Origin of the sequence: Kitasatospora sp. NPDC005748, from assembly GCF_040630735.1 — a bacterium.
Taxonomy (GTDB): Bacteria; Actinomycetota; Actinomycetes; order Streptomycetales; family Streptomycetaceae; genus Kitasatospora.
Genome location: NZ_JBEXYD010000014.1, coordinates 1 through 15,847 on the forward strand (window position 1 = coordinate 1; position 15,847 = coordinate 15,847).

The window sequence follows — 15,847 nt, forward strand, 5'->3', positions numbered from 1 at the left end:
CGATCCCCCCCCGCCCCGTACGCCCGCCGCCCGGCGTGCGCGCCAGCGCCGGCCCGCCGGCCGAACACCACCGGTGCCCCTCGGCAGGGTCGGGGAGCGGTCGCGGCCCGCGAGTACGGCGGCCCGCGACCGCGTCGGGAGCGGCGCGGCCCGGCGGCACCCGGGTGTGTGTGGGTCAGGGGCAGGTGACGCCGCTGCTCTGCCAGGTGGTGGCGTCGACCATGGTGGGGGCGGCGAAGCGCTTGGCGGCTCGCTGCTGCCGGCGGTGGGAGCCCGGTAGCAGCGAGCCGCCAAGCGGCGCGTCAGGTGGACCTGGTCACGCGGGTTCCACGCAGTACAGGGCGGCGCGGGCGGTGTCGGCGTCGATGCCGTGCGCTCCGGTGATCCGGATCCGGGCCCGCTCGCCCGCGAGCAGCGTCAGCAGGCCTCGGTCGGCGACCGCGTCGGGTGCCAGCCGGTCCGCCTGCAGCAGCAGGTCGCGGACGAGGGTGTGGGCGGTGACCACGATGTCGCGGGCCGTGTCGTCGCCGGCCACCGGCTCCACGGTCACGTCGAACTCGGGCCGCGCGTAGTCGAAGTGCTTGTCCGGTACCGGGAAGTGCACCGCACGCAGGTCGTCGGCGTCGGCGGCCAGGAACTCCTTGGTCGAGCCGGCCGTCGGCGCCAGCGCGTTCGGTACCGGCAGGCGCAGCACCGAGCGGGCTTCGACGGTCACCGGCAGTTCGGTGGTCGTGGCGGTGGTGCCGTCGGCGGAGACCCTGCGCAGGGTGACGACGGTGTGCCAGGGCTGGGCTGCCTGGTTGGCCAGGGCGAGGGTCGGGGCGGCGTCGCCGGTGGGCGGCTGAATGGTGATGAGTCGGTCGGCGAAGACGCGGCGCAGCTCGTACCAGAGCGGCTTGAGGCGGCCGTCGTCGTCGATGGCGGCCCAGGAGGAGACCGGCCAGCAGTCGTTGAGCTGCCAGACGACGGTCCCCGCACAGCGGGGCCAGTGGGAGCGCCAGTGCTCGATGCCGGCGGCGACGGCGCGGGCCTGGACGACCTGGGTGAGGTAGTGCCAGCGGTCGAAGTCGGTGGGGAGGTCGAAGTGGCGCTCGACGCCGCGGTCGAGCTTGCCGTTGCCGTCCTCGGCCTTCTGGTGGTGGAGCATGCCGGGGGAGTCGGCGGCCAGTTCTTCGGTGGGCAGGGCGCGGCGCAGGGTGGCGTGGGCGGGCGGGGCCTGCCAGCCGAACTCGGCGACGAAGCGGGGGACGGTGGCCCGGTACTCGGCGTAGTCCTGGCGGTTCCACACCTCCCAGGAGTGGTGGGTGCCGTGGTCGACGTCGTTGGGGTGGTGGTCCCAGCTGCCGGACCAGGGGCTGCCGGCCGTGTAGGGGCGGGTGGGGTCGAGTTCGGCGACGATGCGGGGCAGCACGCCGAGGTAGTAGCCCTCGCCCCAGGAGGCCGAGGCGAGTTCGGTCTCCCAGCCCCAGTCGCGGAAGCCCCAGAGGTTCTCGTTGTTGCCGTTCCACAGCACCAGTGAGGGGTGCGGCATGAGGCGGACGACGTTCTCGCGGGCCTCGGCCTCGATCTCGCCGCGCAGCGGCTGCTCCTCGGGGTAGGCGGCGCAGGCGAAGAGGAAGTCCTGCCAGACCATCAGGCCGAGTTCGTCGCAGGTGTCGTAGAAGGCCTCGTCCTCGTAGATGCCGCCGCCCCAGACCCGCACGAGGTCGACGTTGGCCTCGGCGGCGCGGGTGAGGCGCTCCCGGTAGCGTTCGGGCGTGACCCGGCTGACCAGGGTGTCGTCGGGGATCCAGTTGACGCCCCGGACGAACAGGCGGACGCCGTTGACCGCCAGGGTGAAGCCGCTGCCGTGTTCGTCGTCGGAGGTGTCGAGCTCGATGGTGCGGAAGCCGACGCGGCGGTGCCAGCTGTCGAGCGGCCCCTGCGCGTCGGCGAGCGTCACGTCGAGGTCGTACAGGGCCTGGTCGCCGTAGCCGCGCGGCCACCAGAGCGCGGGGTCGGGGACATCCAGGACGATGACGGCGGTGTCCTGGCCGACCGGGAAGGCGACCGTGGCGGTGTGGTCGCCGATGGTGGCGGTGGCCGTGAGCTCGCGGGCCGCGCCGGTGGTGGTGCGCTCCAGGTCGAGGTGGAGTTCGACGGTGCCGGTGGCGCCGTCGACGGTGGTGTGCGGGCGCACCCGGGCCAGTCGGGCGGTGGACCAGCGCTCGATCCGGGCCGGTCGCCAGATGCCGGCACCGGGCAGGGTCGGGCCCCAGTCCCAACCGAAGCTCGCGGCCATCTTGCGGATGTACTGGAACGGCTCCGGATAGACGTTGGGGCGGTCGCCGACCAGGGCGCGCACCCGCTCGGCCTCACGGTAGGCGCTGGTGAAGCGCACCGCCAGCTCGCCGGTCAGGCCGGTGGCGTCGAAGCGGTAGCCGCGGTGCATGTTGCGGGTGGAGCCGAGTTCCGTGCCGCCGAGAGTGATGGTGGCGGCGGTGTCGAGCCCTTCGAAGACCAGGTCGGTGCGCTCGTGCCGGGTGCCGTGGTCCGGCAGGTGCAGGGTGTAGGTCCAGTCCTGGCGGCTGACCCAGGCGACGGCCGTCTCGTTGGCCTCCAGGAACGGGTCCGGGATCAGACCGGCGGCCAGCAGATCGGTGTGGACGCAGCCGGGCACGGCGGCGGGGAGCCGACTCCCCGCGTGGTGCAGGGCCCAGCCCTGGTCGAGCTGGGTGACGTCCTTCATCGTGCGGCTCCATTCGCTGTGGGGGTGGTTCCGAAGGCGGGTGGGAGCAACCGTAGCCCCTCCTACTGAACCTGTCCATAAACCGGTTAGGTGAGGTTTGTGGGCCCGGTCGAGCGATGAAGCCCCTGCTGGGGCGGGCCATTGAGCCTGGGGGAGCTCGCTGATCGTTGACGGCGAGCGTGGAGTTTAGTGCCGTTTCTTTACCGGTTCGCCAGCTGCGGTCGATCACTGGTGTGCGGCAGGCCGTCCGTTGAGCGGCACCGGCGCGCCACCTCGGACCGCGGGGGCGCGACCGGAGGCGGCGGCGGTCGCGCCGAGGCGGCCGCCGGTGCGTCCGGCTACCGCGCTCGTCGAGTTAACCGCTTCACTCCGAGGGGCACCATCGTGGTCACCGCTCGCTGTAAACCGCTGGTTAACCGGTTTTCCCTGGCATGCCGGGGCGGCTTCTGCGGACGGCCTGGCCCGTAGTAGCTTGGGGGCGCAAGCTCTGCCCCAGCCGTTCAGAAGGGTCCTCGTGGATCAGGTGTCCCCGCAGCAGCGTCCGGCCGGGCGACGGCCGACGATCGCCGACATCGCCAAGATCGTCGGCGTCTCGAAGGTCTCCGTCTCGAACGCGCTCAACGGCCAGCCGGGCGTCTCGGAGGCGACCCGGGCCCGGATCGCGGAGGTCGCCGAGGAGATCGGGTTCGTGCGCAACAGCGCCGCCCGGGCGCTGAGCGGGGCGAAGTCATCGGCGGTGGGTCTGGCGCTGGCGCGGCCGGCCCGGATGCTGGGGACCGAGCCGTTCTTCATGGAGCTGATCGGTGGGATCGAGAACATCCTGTCCGACGCCTCCTATTCGCTGGCGCTCCAGGTGGTCTCCGACCACGAACGCGGACTGGAGGCGTACCGGCGCTGGTGGGGCGAGCGGCAGATCGACGGTGCGATTCTGGTGGACCTGCGGGAGGACGACGCGCGGGTGCCGGCCCTGGAGGAGCTCGGCCTGCCGACGGTCGTCATCGGTCACCCGTCCGGCTCGGGCGGCCTGACCCCGGTGTGGTCCGACGACGCCGCGGCGATCCGCGAGACGCTGGAGTACCTCGCGGCGCTGGGCCATCACCGGGTCGGCCGGGTCGCCGGGCTCACCGGCCTGGTGCACACCTCACTGCGTGACGTGGCCTTCACCACCGTGTGCCAGGAGTTGGGGCTGGAGGCCGCGCCGGTCGTCCACACCGACTACACCGGCGTGGAGGGTGCGCGGGCGACGCGGCGTCTGCTGCTCACCCCCGACCGGCCCACCGCGATCCTGTACGACAACGACATCATGGCCGTGGCCGGCCTGTCGGTCGCCCAGGAGATCGGACTCCAGGTGCCCGGGGACCTGTCGATCGTCGCCTGGGACGACTCCCCACTCGTCCAGGTGGTACGCCCCGCGCTGACCGCGTTGACCCGGGACATCCACGCCTACGGCGCGCACGCCGCCCGGACCCTGCTGGCGCTGATCTCGGGGCAGAAGAGCGGCGGTTACGAAGACACCGCCCCGCAGCTGACACCCCGCGGAAGCACTGCCGCGCCACCCCTCCCAGCGGCCCGGCCCTGAGTACGGGCCGGGCTCACGGCCGGCGCGGCGGCGGGCCGGTGGTACCGCGCGGGACCAGGACGGGCGTACCGGAGATGCGGGAATCGGCCCGTCCGGTGTCCAGCAGTTCGAGCAGGCACCGCGCGATCTCGGAGCCGAACGCGAACGGGTCGTGACTGAGGGCGGACAGTCCGGGTCTGGTGATCTGGCACAGGTCGGAGTCGTCCCAGGCGACGAGCGACACGTCCTCGGGGACCCGCAGGCCCAACTCGGCGGCGACGGCCAGGCCGGCCACGGCCATGATGTCGTTGTCGTAGACGATCGCGGTCGGCGGCCGATCCGAGGCGAGCAGTTCCCGGGTGGCTCTGGCGCCCTGGTGCGCGGACAGGTCGGTGGGGACGTGGCGGTGGTCCTGGAGAGACAGTTCGACGGCGACGTCCTCGAACGCCCGCGAGCGGACCAGCGCGCTGCCGAGCCTGGCCGGGCCCGTGATGTGCGCGATCCGGCGGTGCCCCAGGACGGCGAGGTAGCGCACGGCCTCCGTGATCGCCGCCGCTTCGTCCATCCAGACCGCCGGGAAGGGCCCGCTGTGGTCGGGGTGGGTGACGGCGACCACCGGCATGCCCAGACGGTGGGTCGGCTCGATCCGGGGGTCGTCCGCGGTCACCCCGGTCAGCACCGCTCCGTTGACCTGGCCGGACTGCCACCACTGCTTGTAGAGGGCGATCTCCATCTCCCTGCTGGCGGTGAGGCGGAGCAGCAGGGAGCAGGGGCGTTCCGACAGGACGTTCTCGATGCCGCCGATGAGCGCCATGTGGAGGGCGTCGAGACCCTCGGCCACGGCCTCGCGGCTGATCGCCATGCCGATGGTGTGCACCCGGGGACCGCGGGCCAGTGAACGGGCGGCGAGATTGGGGGACCAGCCGAGTTCGCGGGCGGCTTCGGTGATGCGGCGGCGGGTCTCCTGCGAGACGCCGGGCCGGTCGTTGAGGGCGAGCGAGACGGCGCCGGCGGAGACCCCGGCGCGGGCGGCGACGTCTCGGATCGTCACCCGGTGCTGCATGCTGTTCCCCTCCGACGGCTGGTGGCCCGGCGACGCGCGTGCACGCGTTCCCGGTACATCCTGTCAGGTCGTCCGGCCGGCGGACCGCCGCGCGCCCGCCGCTCATCTCGCAGGCGGCGGGGCCTTCTCCGCCGATCCCCGGGCGGTCGGCCGGGTGGGGATCCGGGTTCGGAGGGCAGGGCCGGCGCGGGTCGGCGCCGTCGTCCGGCGGGCTGGCGGGAAGGCCAAGGGCGTCAGCGGTGGGCGGGCAGGGCCGGGAGGGCGAGGGCGGCGGCGCCGACCAGACCGGCGTCGGTGCCCAGGTGCGCGGGCACCAGGCTCAGTCCGCGGGCGAAGGACAGGGTGGCGTACGAGGCGAGGTGGCGGGTGAGCGGGTCGAAGAGGACGGAGCCGGCCCTGGCCACGCCGCCGCCGATCACCGCGGCCTCGATCTCGACGAGGGTGGCGGTGGCGGCGATCCCGGCAGCCAGCGCCAGGGCGGCGCGGTCGTAGGCGGTCAGGGCGAGCGGGTCGCCGGCCCGGGCGGCGACGGCGACCGCGCCTGCGGTGGCGACGCCGTCCGGGCCTGGCCGCCAGCCGAGTTCTGCGGCGGTGCGGGCGATGGCGGTGCCGGAGGCCAGTCCTTCGAGGCAGCCGCGGGAGCCGCAGGGGCAGGGGCGGCCCCGGTAGTCGATGCTGATGTGGCCGAGGTGCCCGGCGTTGCCGGTGGCGCCGGTGTGCAGGCGGCCGTCGAGCACCAGCCCGGCGCCCACGCCGGTGGAGACCACCAGGCACAGTGCGTTGCGGAAGGGGCGGGCGGCGCCGCGCCAGTGTTCGGCCGCGGTCATGGCGACGGCGTCGCCGCCGAGTACGACCGGAAGGCCGCGGACGGCGGGGTGCTCGGCGGCCTCGGAGCGCAGCGGGAAACCGCGCCAGCCGGGCAGGTTGACCGGGCTGACGGTGCCGGCGGCGATGTCGACGGGGCCGGCGCTGCCGACGCCGAGGGCCCGGACGCGCTGCCAGGCGGGGAGGCGGGCGAGGTCGTCGAGGACGTGGTCGACGGCGGCCATCAGCTCGTGCCGGTCACCGTCGGCGGGGGTGGGCACCTGGAGCTGGTGGAGCAGTGTGCCGTCGGTGTCGACCAGGCCGCCCGCGATCTTGGTGCCACCGATGTCGACAGCCGCGATCAGCGGTCCCGCCAGGGCGCCGCCCGGGGCCGGCCCAGCAGGTCCGGGTGTCGTCGCGGGAGCGGCCATGTCGTAACTCATTGTAACTTCTCCGCATGTGTGACAGGGGGGCACCGCAGTGCTCGACGGGGCGCCCCCGGGGCGATCCCGGTGATTCTGATCCACCGCGACAACGTTGTCCAGCGCCCGCCGGTCGCGATCGGGCATCAAGGACGATTCGATATCTTGTTAGGCAATGTTTTAGTAAAGAGCACCTTGATTGGACACAGAGCTGGTGGATATCAATGTTGACCGCTCTATGGACATGACGGCGAAGTGACGTCTACGTTAAGCGTCCAGCAGCCAGGGAGACCGGCCAGACCTGCTGGGTGTTGCCTCCCCCCGTGTCACAAGACGATCAGCACGAAGGATGAGCGAGATGCGAAGAGGATGGGTGGCCGTCGCGGCCGCGACCACGGTGGTGCTCACGGCGTGTAGCAGCAACGGCGGCGACGGCGCTTCCTCGGTCCCGACGGTCAACGCCGACCCGGCCAAGGTGTCGGGCTCGATCACGGTCCTGACGAACCGCACGGACCAGCTCGGCGAGGGCATCCTGGACAAGTACGCCGCCGAGTTCAAGAAGGTCTACCCGAACGTCAAGGTGAAGTTCGAGGGGATGAAGGACTACGAGGGCGAAGTCAAGATCCGCATGAACACCGAGAACTACGGTGACGTGCTGCCGATCCCCTCGGACCTGTCGATCGCCCAGTTCCCCCACTTCTTCTCGCCGTTGGGCGAGGCCGCCGAGCTGTCGAAGCAGTACCAGTGGACCGACTACTCGACGGTGGCCGGCAAGGTCTACGGCATCGCCAACTACGGCACGGTGACCGGCTTCGTCTACAACAAGAAGGTCTGGGCGGACGCCGGCGTCACCGAGTGGCCGAAGACGCCGGAGGAGTTCGTCACCGCGTTGAAGGCCCTCAAGGCCAAGGGCGCCGCCACCCCGTACTACACCAACTACCACGACGGCTGGCCGCTGCGGCAGTGGACCGACGCGGTCAGCTCCCCGAGCTGCGACCCCGGGGCCAAGGACGCCATGGCCACCACACCGCTGCCGTGGACCGGCGGCAACGACATCTTCACCATCGACAGCCTGCTGTACTCGGTCGTCCACGAGAAGCTCTCCGAGGAGGACCCGACCACCACCAACTGGGACAACTCGAAGGTCCTGCTGGCCACCGGCAAGGTCGGGTCGATGTACCTCGGCTCCTGGTCCATCGCGCAGGTGCGCGATGCCGCCTCCAAGGCCGGCGCGAACCCGGACGACATCGGCTACATGCCCTTCCCCTCGACGACCGGCACTCCGTGCACCGTCCTGCAGCCGGACTACAAGTACGCGATCAACAAGCACTCCAAGAACCAGGAAGCGGCCCGGGCCTGGATCGACTGGTTCGTCAACAAGTCCGGTGCCGCTCAGAACGAGCAGGGCATCTCCTCCGTCAAGGGCACCGAACTCCCCAGCGCGCTCAAGCCCTTCATCGAGAAGGGCGTGCGGATGATCAGCCAGAACCAGGAGAAGCTGGCCGCGGTCAAGAAGATCGACAAGGGCGCGGAGATCAACTTGGACGCCCCGGACTACCGGCAGAAGCTGGTCGACGTCGCCCGCGGCGCCGCCGCCGGCGACCAGAAGAGCTACTTCGCCGAGCTCAACAAGAAGTGGTCCGAGTCGCAGAAGACGGTCGGCTGACCTACGGGACCGAGCGGCGCGGCCCGGGCCCATCCGCTCTGACATCGGGGCCGGGCCGTGCCGCTCACCGGACGCCAGGACCTACGAAGGAACGAAGATGACTGCACTGCAGAGGGACCGGGGCACCGGAAAGCCCCCCGCGCGGACCGCCCTCGCCGCCGCCCCGGCCGACCGGGGCCGCGTCGCCCGGCGCAGGGGTGTCCGGGACCGCGTCGCCCGGCGCGAGGGCGTCCGCAGGCACTGGTGGTTCACCCCGTGGCTCTACCTGCTGGTGCCGCTCGGGCTGCTGGTGACCTTCACCTACCTGCCGATCGGCGACATGATCGGCTACAGCTTCACCGACTGGGACGGCATCAGCCCGGAGAAGAACAACGTCGGGTTCGAGAACTACACCGACCTGTTCACCCGCCCCGAGCTGTTCAAGGTGTTCCTGGTCAGCGGCGTCTACCTGATCGCCGCGGTGGTGCAGATCTGCCTGGCGCTCTACTTCGCCACCGTGCTGAGCTTCGACACCAGGTTCCGGAACCTCTTCAAGGGCATCCTCTTCTTCCCGTACCTGATCAACGGCGTCGCGATCGGCTTCGTCTTCCTCTACTTCTTCCGGCCCCACGGCACCCTGGACTCCCTGCTCGCGCTCCTCGGTGTCCACGGCGAGCACCTCTGGATGGGTGACCCGGACCTGGTCAACACGTCGCTGGCCGGCGTGTCGGTGTGGCGCTACACCGGCCTGAACCTGGTGCTGTTCCTCGGCGCCATCCAGTCCATCCCGCCCCACCTCTACGAAGCGGCCGCGCTCGACGGCGCCAACCGCTGGCAGCAGTTCCGCCACATCATCGCGCCCAGCATCAAGCCCGTCATCAGTCTCAGTGCGATCCTCGCCGTCTCCGGCTCGCTGGCCGTCTTCGAGATCCCCTACATCATGACCGGCGGCGCCAACGGCTCGCAGACCTTCGTCATCCAGAGCATCAACATGGCCTTCAAGTTCGACAAGTACGGCCTCGCCTCGGCCAGCGCAGTCGTCCTGCTCGTCCTGATCCTGCTCGTCACCTGGATCCAGCGCCGCCTGGTGCCGGAGGAGAGGGTGGAACTGTCGTGACCACCGACCCCGTCACCCCCGCGCGGCACCCCCGCGCCGCGGGGAGGATCCACGCCCGGTCCGCCGCCGCCGGCGGCGCCAAGTACCTCTCCCTGGTCCTGGCCGGCGCCGTCGTGCTGATCCCGCTCGTGGTGATCATGTTCACCGCGCTGAAGACCCGTCAGGAGGCCCTCGACACCGGCCCGCTCGACCTGCCGGGCAACTGGCTCAACTTCGAGAACTTCCACATCGCCTTCACCCAGGGCAAGATGCTGCCCGCCTTCCTCAACACCACCTTCATCCTGCTGATCTCGGTGACCGGTACGGTGGTCATCGGCTCGATGACCGCCTACGCCATCGACCGCTTCGACTTCCGGCTGAAGAAGCTCGTCATGGCGCTCTTCCTGCTGGCGAGCCTGGTGCCCAGCGTCACCACCCAAGTGGCGACCTTCCAGATCATCGACAACCTGGGCGCGTTCAACACCCGCTGGGCGCCGATCCTGCTCTACCTCGGCACCGACATCATCTCGATCTACATCTTCCTGCAGTTCATCCGCTCCATCCCGGTCTCCCTCGACGAAGCCGCCCGCCTCGACGGTGCCAACAGCTTCACGATCTACTGGCGGATCATCCTGCCGATGCTCAAGCCCGCCATCGCCACCGTGGTGATCGTCAAGGGCGTGACCGTCTACAACGACTTCTTCATCCCCTTCCTCTACATGCCCTCCAGCGACCTGGGCACCATCTCCACCTCACTGTTCCGCTTCCAGGGACCGTTCGGCGTCAACTGGGAGATCATCTCCGCCGGCACCATCCTGGTCATCCTGCCCACGCTGGTGGTCTTCCTCGCCCTCCAGCGCCTGATCTACGCCGGCTTCGCCGCCGGCTCCAGCAAGTGAACCGGCTCCCCAGGGCGACGGTCCGGCGGCACCGCACCCGCGCCGCGGTGCCGCCGGCCCGGAGCACTGCCCGGAACCCGGCCCGGAGCACTGCCAGGAGGGCACGGCGATGAGCGTACGCGTCACCATCCGCGACGTCGCCGCCCGCGCGGGTGTCTCCGCCGGCGCCGTATCACTGGCCCTCAACGACAGGCCCGGGGTGTCCGCGCCCACCCGGCAGCGGATCCGGGCCGCCGCCGAAGAACTCGGCTGGGTACCCGACCGAGCCGCCCGCAGCCTGGCCCGGCGCGCCCCCGGCAGCGAGACCGTCGGACTGGTCCTCGCCCGCCCGGCACACCAACTCGGCCTGGAACCCTTCTACATGGAGTTCATCTCCGGCATCGAGAGCGTCCTGGCGGAGCGCTCGGCGACCCTGCTGCTGCGCCTGGTGCGCGATCGCGAGCAGGAGATCGCCGTGCACCGCACCTGGTGGCGCGCCCGCCGCGTCGGCGGCGCCGTCCTGGTCGACCTCACCGAGGCCGACCCCCGTGTCCCGGCGGTAGCCGCGCTCGGCCTGCCCGCCGTGGCGGCCGGCCACCCGGCGCTCGCCGGCGGGGCGCTGGCCGCCGTCTGGACCGACGACTGCGCCGCCGTCGAGGACGCTGTCCGCTACCTGGCGATGCTCGGCCACCGCCGGCTGGCCCGGGTCGGCGGCGACCCGGCACTCGGCCACACGGCCATTCGTACCCGAGCGCTGGAGGCCGTCGCCGAACAGCTCGGCCTGGAGCCGCCGCGCAGCCTGCCCACCGACTTCTCCGGCCGGGCCGGCGCCCGGGCCACCCGGATGCTGCTGGCCTCCGCCGACCGCCCCACCGCGATCATCTACGACAACGACATCATGGCCGTGGCCGGCATCGCCGTCGCCGCCGAACTCGGCCTCCGGGTACCCACCGACCTGTCGCTGATCGCCTGGGACGACTCCCAGCTGTGCCGGCTCACCCACCCCCCGCTGTCCGCGATGAGCCACGACGTCCACGGCTACGGAGCCCTTGTCGCCCGCACCCTGTTCGACGTCATCGAGCACCAGCGACCGCCCACCGGCCCGGCCTCCACCCCTGTCCTGGTGCCGCGCGGCAGCAGCGGGCCACCGGCCCGCTGACTCCCTCCACAGACTCCCGACCCGTCCCCGACTCCTCGTGAGGGTGAGGAAGCCCGGGGACGGGTCGGGGCCCACGCACACCGGAGCACCGACATGACCGCCGACCTGCTCACCACTCCCATCCGCCACTACACCTGGGGGTCCACCACCGCGCTCGCCGAACTGACGGGCCGCCGGCCCACCGGCGTACCCGAGGCCGAGCTGTGGATGGGCGCCCACCCCGGCGCTCCCGCCCGGATCGACCGCGGCCACGGCAGCGAAGGCCTGGACACCGTCATCACCCGGGATCCGCAGCACGAGCTCGGCGGCCGGGTGGCCGGTCGCTTCGGACCCCGCCTGCCCTTCCTGCTGAAGCTCCTGGCCGCCGACCACGCCCTCTCCGTGCAGGTCCACCCGACGACCGCCCAGGCGACGGCCGGGTACGACGGGGAGCGGGCCGCCGGCATCCCGCTGGACGCCCCGCACCGGATCTACCGCGACCGTCATCACAAGCCCGAACTGATCTGCGCACTGAGCGACTTCGAGGCACTCTGCGGCTTCCGCGACCCGCGGGTCACCGCCGCGCTCTGGGAGCGGCTGGCACTGCCGGTACTGGACCCCTGGATCCGGCAGCTGCGTACCGCCCCCGCTGACCAGGCCCTGCGCACGGTGCTGACCGGCGCACTCGCCGAGGACCGGACCAGGGGAGAGCAGGCCGCCGCCGAACTCCCCTCCGCCCTGGCGGACCTGGCCTCCGGTGCCGACCCGGACGCGGCCACCTGGGCCGCCTACCGGGGCGCCGCCCTCGACCACCCCGGCGACCCGGGGATCCTCGCCGCGATGCTCCTCAACCACGTCCGGCTGGGCCCGGGCCAGGCCCTCTACCTGGACGCCGGTGTTCCGCACGCCTACCTGCACGGCCTCGGCGTCGAGATCATGGCCAACTCCGACAACGTGCTGCGCTGCGGCCTCACCCCCAAGCACGTCGACACCGCCGGGCTGGCCGCCGTGGTCGACTTCCGTCCCACCGCGCCGCAGCACGTCCCCGCCGTCCCCGTCGGGCCCGAAGAGCTCGAGTTCCTCACCCCCGCCGAGGAGTTCAGCCTCTCCCGGATCGAACTCGGAGCACCCCTGCGGCTCGTGGACGACGGACCGCAGATCCTGCTCTGCGTCCGCGGCACCGCCCGGGTCGACGACGGGCCCGCCCTCGGACCCGGCCGGTCCGCCTACCTGCCCGCTGCCGGCGGACCCGTCCGGCTGGACGGTGACGCCACCCTGTTCCGCGCGAAGGTCCCGCGGTCCCGCTGACCGATCCCTCACGCCCCCAGGGACCATCCCACCCGCCGCTTGTCCGGAGGAGACCCGTGAACGACCAGCCCCGCACCACCGCCCGCCGCACCCTGCTCGGCGCCGTCGCCCTCGGCGTCGCCGCCACCCCGCTGCTCGGCGGCGCCGCCTCCGCCACCACTGGCGCCGGCCCGGACGACGAGCAGCGGCAGGGCCGCGGCAGCGAGGACGGCGCAAGGCGCTCGTTCGTCACCGCCAGAAACGGTGAACTGCGCTTGAACGGGCGGAAGTTCCGCTTCGGCGGCACCAACTGCTACTACCTGCACCAGCAGTCCCACTACATGATCGACGCCGTGCTGAACGACGCCGCCGCGATGGGTCTGACCGTGATCCGCGCCTGGGCCTTCGCCGACGGCGACGGCCACTCCCACCGAGCCCTCCAGCCCAAGCCTTTCCAGTACGACGAGGCCGCCTTCGACAGCCTCGACTACGCCGTCCACAAGGCCGGCCGGCTCGGTCTCCGTCTGGTCCTCCCGCTGGTCAACAACTGGCCCGACTACGGCGGCATGCGCCAGTACGTCTCCTGGTTCCTCGACCTGCCCGACGACTCCTACGGCGACGGCACCCACCACGACCGCTTCTACACCGACGCCACCTGCAAGAAGGCCTACCGGGCCTGGGCCAAGCACGTCATCGGGCGCCGCAACCGCTACACCGGTCTGCGCTACGACGACGACCCCACCGTCATGGCCTGGGAGCTCGCCAACGAGCCGCGCTGCCGCAGTGACAAGTCCGGCGCCACTCTCCTCGGCTGGGCCCGCGAGATGAGCGACCACGTCAAGGCCCTGGCCCCCCGCCAGCTCCTCGCCGTCGGCGACGAGGGCTTCTACGGCGAGCCCGGCCACGCGGACTATCCCTACTCCGACTACGAGGGCGGCGACTGGCGCAAGCTCACCGCCCTGCCCGCCGTCGACTACGGGACCGTGCACGTCTACCCGCAGAACTGGGGGGAGACCAGCGGCTCCAAGCACGGCGCCAACGCCACCGAATGGGGCACCCGCTGGATCACCGACCATCTCGCCGACGGCCGCAAGCTCCGCAAACCCGTCGTCGTCGAGGAGTTCGGCCTGCAGATCGACCCGGCCCGCGACATCCCCGACGCCGCGACCCGCGACGCCGCCTATCGCGCCTGGACCGACGCCGCGCTCGCGAACGGCGCGGCCGGCGACCAGTTCTGGCTGCTCACCTCCCGCGTCGACGACGGCTCCTTCTACCCCGACCACGACGGCCACCGGGTGATGTGGAACAACGACCCCGCCAACCCCACCCGTGCCGGCGCGCAGCTCTTCGCAGCCCATGCGAAGGCGATGGCCGCGGCGGGCTGACCCACTGACCGCCCGCCGCCCGGTGACCGTCAGCCCGGGCGGCGGGCCCTCCGGGAGGAGTCCCGCATGCACCCCCGCACCACCGTCCTCTTCCAGGGCGACAGCATCACCGAGGCCGGCCGCGACCGCGGCTGCCCCGGAGACCTCGGCCACGGCTACGCCGCGCTGGCCGCCGCCGGGCTCCCCGGTACCCCGGTGGTGCTCAACCGGGGCGTGGGCGGCGACCGCCTCGCGGACCTGCGCGAGCGCTGGCCGACCGACACCCTCGCCCACCGGCCCGGGCTGGTCTCCGTCCTGATCGGCGTCAACGACACCTGGCGCCGCCACGACCGGGGCCTGCCGAGCCCGGTCGACCGCTGGGAGCAGGACTACCACCGGCTGCTCGGAGACCTGTCCGGGCACTGCGCTCCCCGACTGGTGCTGATCGAGCCGTTCCTGGTGCCCGTGCGGGAGGAGCAGTGGGGCTGGCGGGCCGACCTCGACGCCCGGATCCAGGCCGTCCGCCGCCTCGCCGCCGCGCACGACGCGGGCCTGCTGGCCGCCGACGGCTTGCTCAACCAGGCCGCCCGGACGGCGGGCGATCCCGCCCTGATCGCGGCCGACGGCGTGCACCCCACCCCACTCGGCCACCGCCTGCTGGCCGACGCGTGGCTCGCCCTGGTGAGCGCCCCGAACGCCTGACGCCCCATCACCGGCAGGCCGTTCGAGAACGACTGGAGGGCGATGACGGCGTCGACGCGTACCCGCGCGTTGGTCAAGGCCATCGACTCCAGGCCCCCACAAACGATTTGAGGAGTCTCAATGGACAAGCCGCAGAGCCGCAGAGCGCTCACGACGGTCGGAGCAGCACTCGCGGCCGCCTTCGGGTTGCTGTTCGGGGTGTTCGGGTTCGGCCCGGGCGGTGCCCAGGCCGCCGGTACCGGCATCCACGTGAGTAACGGCCGCGTCTACGAGGCCAACGGGAGCCAGTTCGTGATGCGAGGGGTCAACCACGCGTACACCTGGTACCCCACCCGGACCACCGCCATCGCCGACATCGCGGCCAGGGGCGCCAACACCGTCCGCGTCGTGCTCAGCAACGGCGACCGCTGGACCCGCACCGGCTCCGCCCAGCTCGCCACCCTGATCGACCAGTGCAAGCGCGCCAAGGTGATCTGCGTGCTGGAGGTCCACGACGCCACCGGCTACGGCGAGGACGGCGCCGCCACCACGCTCGACCGGGCCGCCCAGTTCTGGGTGGACAACAAGAGCGTCCTCGCCGGCCAGGAGGCCTACGTCGTCGTCAATATCGCCAACGAACCCTGGGGCAACAGCGGTTACGCCGCCTGGACCGCCGCCACCAAGAGCGCGATCAGCAGGATCCGCGCCGCCGGCCTCCACCACGCCCTGATGGTCGACGGGCCGAACTGGGGCCAGGACTGGTCCCACACGATGCGCGACAACGCCGGCTCGGTCTTCCAGTCCGACCCCGACCGCAACACGATCTTCTCGATCCACATGTACGGCGTCTACGACACCGCCGCCGAGGTCCAGTCCTACCTCGGCGCCTACGTCAACGCCGGACTGCCCATCGTGGTCGGTGAGTTCGGCGCCAACCACAGCGACGGCAACCCCGACGAGGACGCCATCATGGCCACCGCCCAGTCCCTCTCGGTCGGCTACATCGGCTGGTCCTGGAGCGGTAACGGCGGCGGCGTCGAGTACCTCGACCTGGTCGACGGCTTCGACACGAACTCGCCGACCGCCTGGGGCAAGCGGTTCTTCGACGGAGCCAACGGCATCGCCGCCACCGCCCGCCCCGCCACGATCTACGACCGGCCCGGCCAGTCGCCCTCGCCGTCCC

12 protein-coding genes are annotated in these 15,847 nt (G+C 71.8%); 9 read left to right on the forward strand and 3 right to left on the reverse strand.

Annotation, left to right across the window (positions count from 1 at the left end; all coding sequences use genetic code 11):
* Positions 1 to 316: 316 nt before the first annotated feature.
* On the reverse strand, positions 317 to 2,728 hold the full coding sequence (locus ABZ495_RS13575; RefSeq protein ID WP_359835789.1) for a glycoside hydrolase family 2 protein: 2,412 nt from the start codon (positions 2,726 to 2,728) through the stop codon (positions 317 to 319).
* A 514-nt stretch (positions 2,729 to 3,242) separates the two neighbouring features.
* Between ABZ495_RS13575 and ABZ495_RS13580 the strand changes: the two genes are divergently transcribed.
* Positions 3,243 to 4,307, forward strand: coding sequence for a LacI family DNA-binding transcriptional regulator (locus ABZ495_RS13580; RefSeq protein WP_359835791.1), 1,065 nt, complete (start codon positions 3,243 to 3,245; stop codon positions 4,305 to 4,307).
* A 13-nt stretch (positions 4,308 to 4,320) separates the two neighbouring features.
* Here the strand turns inward: ABZ495_RS13580 and ABZ495_RS13585 are convergent, their stop codons facing one another.
* Both ABZ495_RS13585 and ABZ495_RS13590 read right to left on the reverse strand, forming a co-directional pair.
* A complete protein-coding gene (locus tag ABZ495_RS13585) occupies positions 4,321 to 5,337 on the reverse strand; it encodes a LacI family DNA-binding transcriptional regulator (RefSeq protein ID WP_359835793.1) in 1,017 nt (338 codons plus the stop codon).
* 245 nt (positions 5,338 to 5,582) lie between these two features.
* On the reverse strand, positions 5,583 to 6,530 hold the full coding sequence (locus tag ABZ495_RS13590; RefSeq protein ID WP_359806805.1) for an ROK family protein: 948 nt from the start codon (positions 6,528 to 6,530) through the stop codon (positions 5,583 to 5,585).
* A 403-nt stretch (positions 6,531 to 6,933) separates the two neighbouring features.
* Between ABZ495_RS13590 and ABZ495_RS13595 the strand changes: the two genes are divergently transcribed.
* The 8 genes from ABZ495_RS13595 to ABZ495_RS13630 form a co-directional block, all read left to right on the forward strand.
* Positions 6,934 to 8,241 (forward strand): extracellular solute-binding protein, encoded by a 1,308-nt coding sequence (locus ABZ495_RS13595; protein ID WP_359806604.1) that lies wholly within the window; start codon positions 6,934 to 6,936, stop codon positions 8,239 to 8,241.
* A gap of 97 nt (positions 8,242 to 8,338) precedes the next feature.
* Positions 8,339 to 9,337, forward strand: coding sequence for a sugar ABC transporter permease (locus ABZ495_RS13600; protein WP_359835795.1), 999 nt, complete (start codon positions 8,339 to 8,341; stop codon positions 9,335 to 9,337).
* Between the two features lie 47 nt (positions 9,338 to 9,384).
* Positions 9,385 to 10,215, forward strand: coding sequence for a carbohydrate ABC transporter permease (locus tag ABZ495_RS13605; RefSeq protein ID WP_359835917.1), 831 nt, complete (start codon positions 9,385 to 9,387; stop codon positions 10,213 to 10,215).
* A 109-nt stretch (positions 10,216 to 10,324) separates the two neighbouring features.
* A complete protein-coding gene (locus tag ABZ495_RS13610; RefSeq protein WP_359835797.1) occupies positions 10,325 to 11,353 on the forward strand; it encodes a LacI family DNA-binding transcriptional regulator in 1,029 nt (342 codons plus the stop codon).
* A gap of 93 nt (positions 11,354 to 11,446) precedes the next feature.
* Entirely contained in the window at positions 11,447 to 12,640 is a 1,194-nt protein-coding gene (manA, locus tag ABZ495_RS13615) for a mannose-6-phosphate isomerase, class I (protein ID WP_359835799.1), read from the forward strand.
* A gap of 56 nt (positions 12,641 to 12,696) precedes the next feature.
* Positions 12,697 to 14,004 carry a cellulase family glycosylhydrolase gene (locus ABZ495_RS13620; protein ID WP_359835801.1) on the forward strand — a complete coding sequence of 436 codons (1,308 nt, stop codon included), beginning with the start codon at positions 12,697 to 12,699 and terminating at the stop codon, positions 14,002 to 14,004.
* A gap of 66 nt (positions 14,005 to 14,070) precedes the next feature.
* The gene (locus ABZ495_RS13625; protein ID WP_359835803.1) at positions 14,071 to 14,685 is read left to right on the forward strand and encodes a GDSL-type esterase/lipase family protein; all 615 of its coding nucleotides are present in this window, start codon (positions 14,071 to 14,073) and stop codon (positions 14,683 to 14,685) included.
* A 120-nt stretch (positions 14,686 to 14,805) separates the two neighbouring features.
* The coding region (locus ABZ495_RS13630) for a cellulase family glycosylhydrolase (protein ID WP_359835805.1) at positions 14,806 to 15,847 on the forward strand (1,042 nt) is incomplete at its 3' end.

Excerpts from the sequence above, each read along its gene's own strand:
- ABZ495_RS13575 (WP_359835789.1), bottom strand. The coding sequence starts at position 2,728 with ATGAAGGACGTCACCCAGCTCGACCAGGGCTGGGCCCTGCACCACGCG.
- ABZ495_RS13595 (WP_359806604.1), top strand. The coding sequence starts at position 6,934 with ATGCGAAGAGGATGGGTGGCCGTCGCGGCCGCGACCACGGTGGTGCTC.
- ABZ495_RS13600 (WP_359835795.1), top strand. The coding sequence starts at position 8,339 with ATGACTGCACTGCAGAGGGACCGGGGCACCGGAAAGCCCCCCGCGCGG.
- ABZ495_RS13610 (WP_359835797.1), top strand. The coding sequence starts at position 10,325 with ATGAGCGTACGCGTCACCATCCGCGACGTCGCCGCCCGCGCGGGTGTC.
- manA (WP_359835799.1), top strand. The coding sequence starts at position 11,447 with ATGACCGCCGACCTGCTCACCACTCCCATCCGCCACTACACCTGGGGG.
- ABZ495_RS13625 (WP_359835803.1), top strand. The coding sequence starts at position 14,071 with ATGCACCCCCGCACCACCGTCCTCTTCCAGGGCGACAGCATCACCGAG.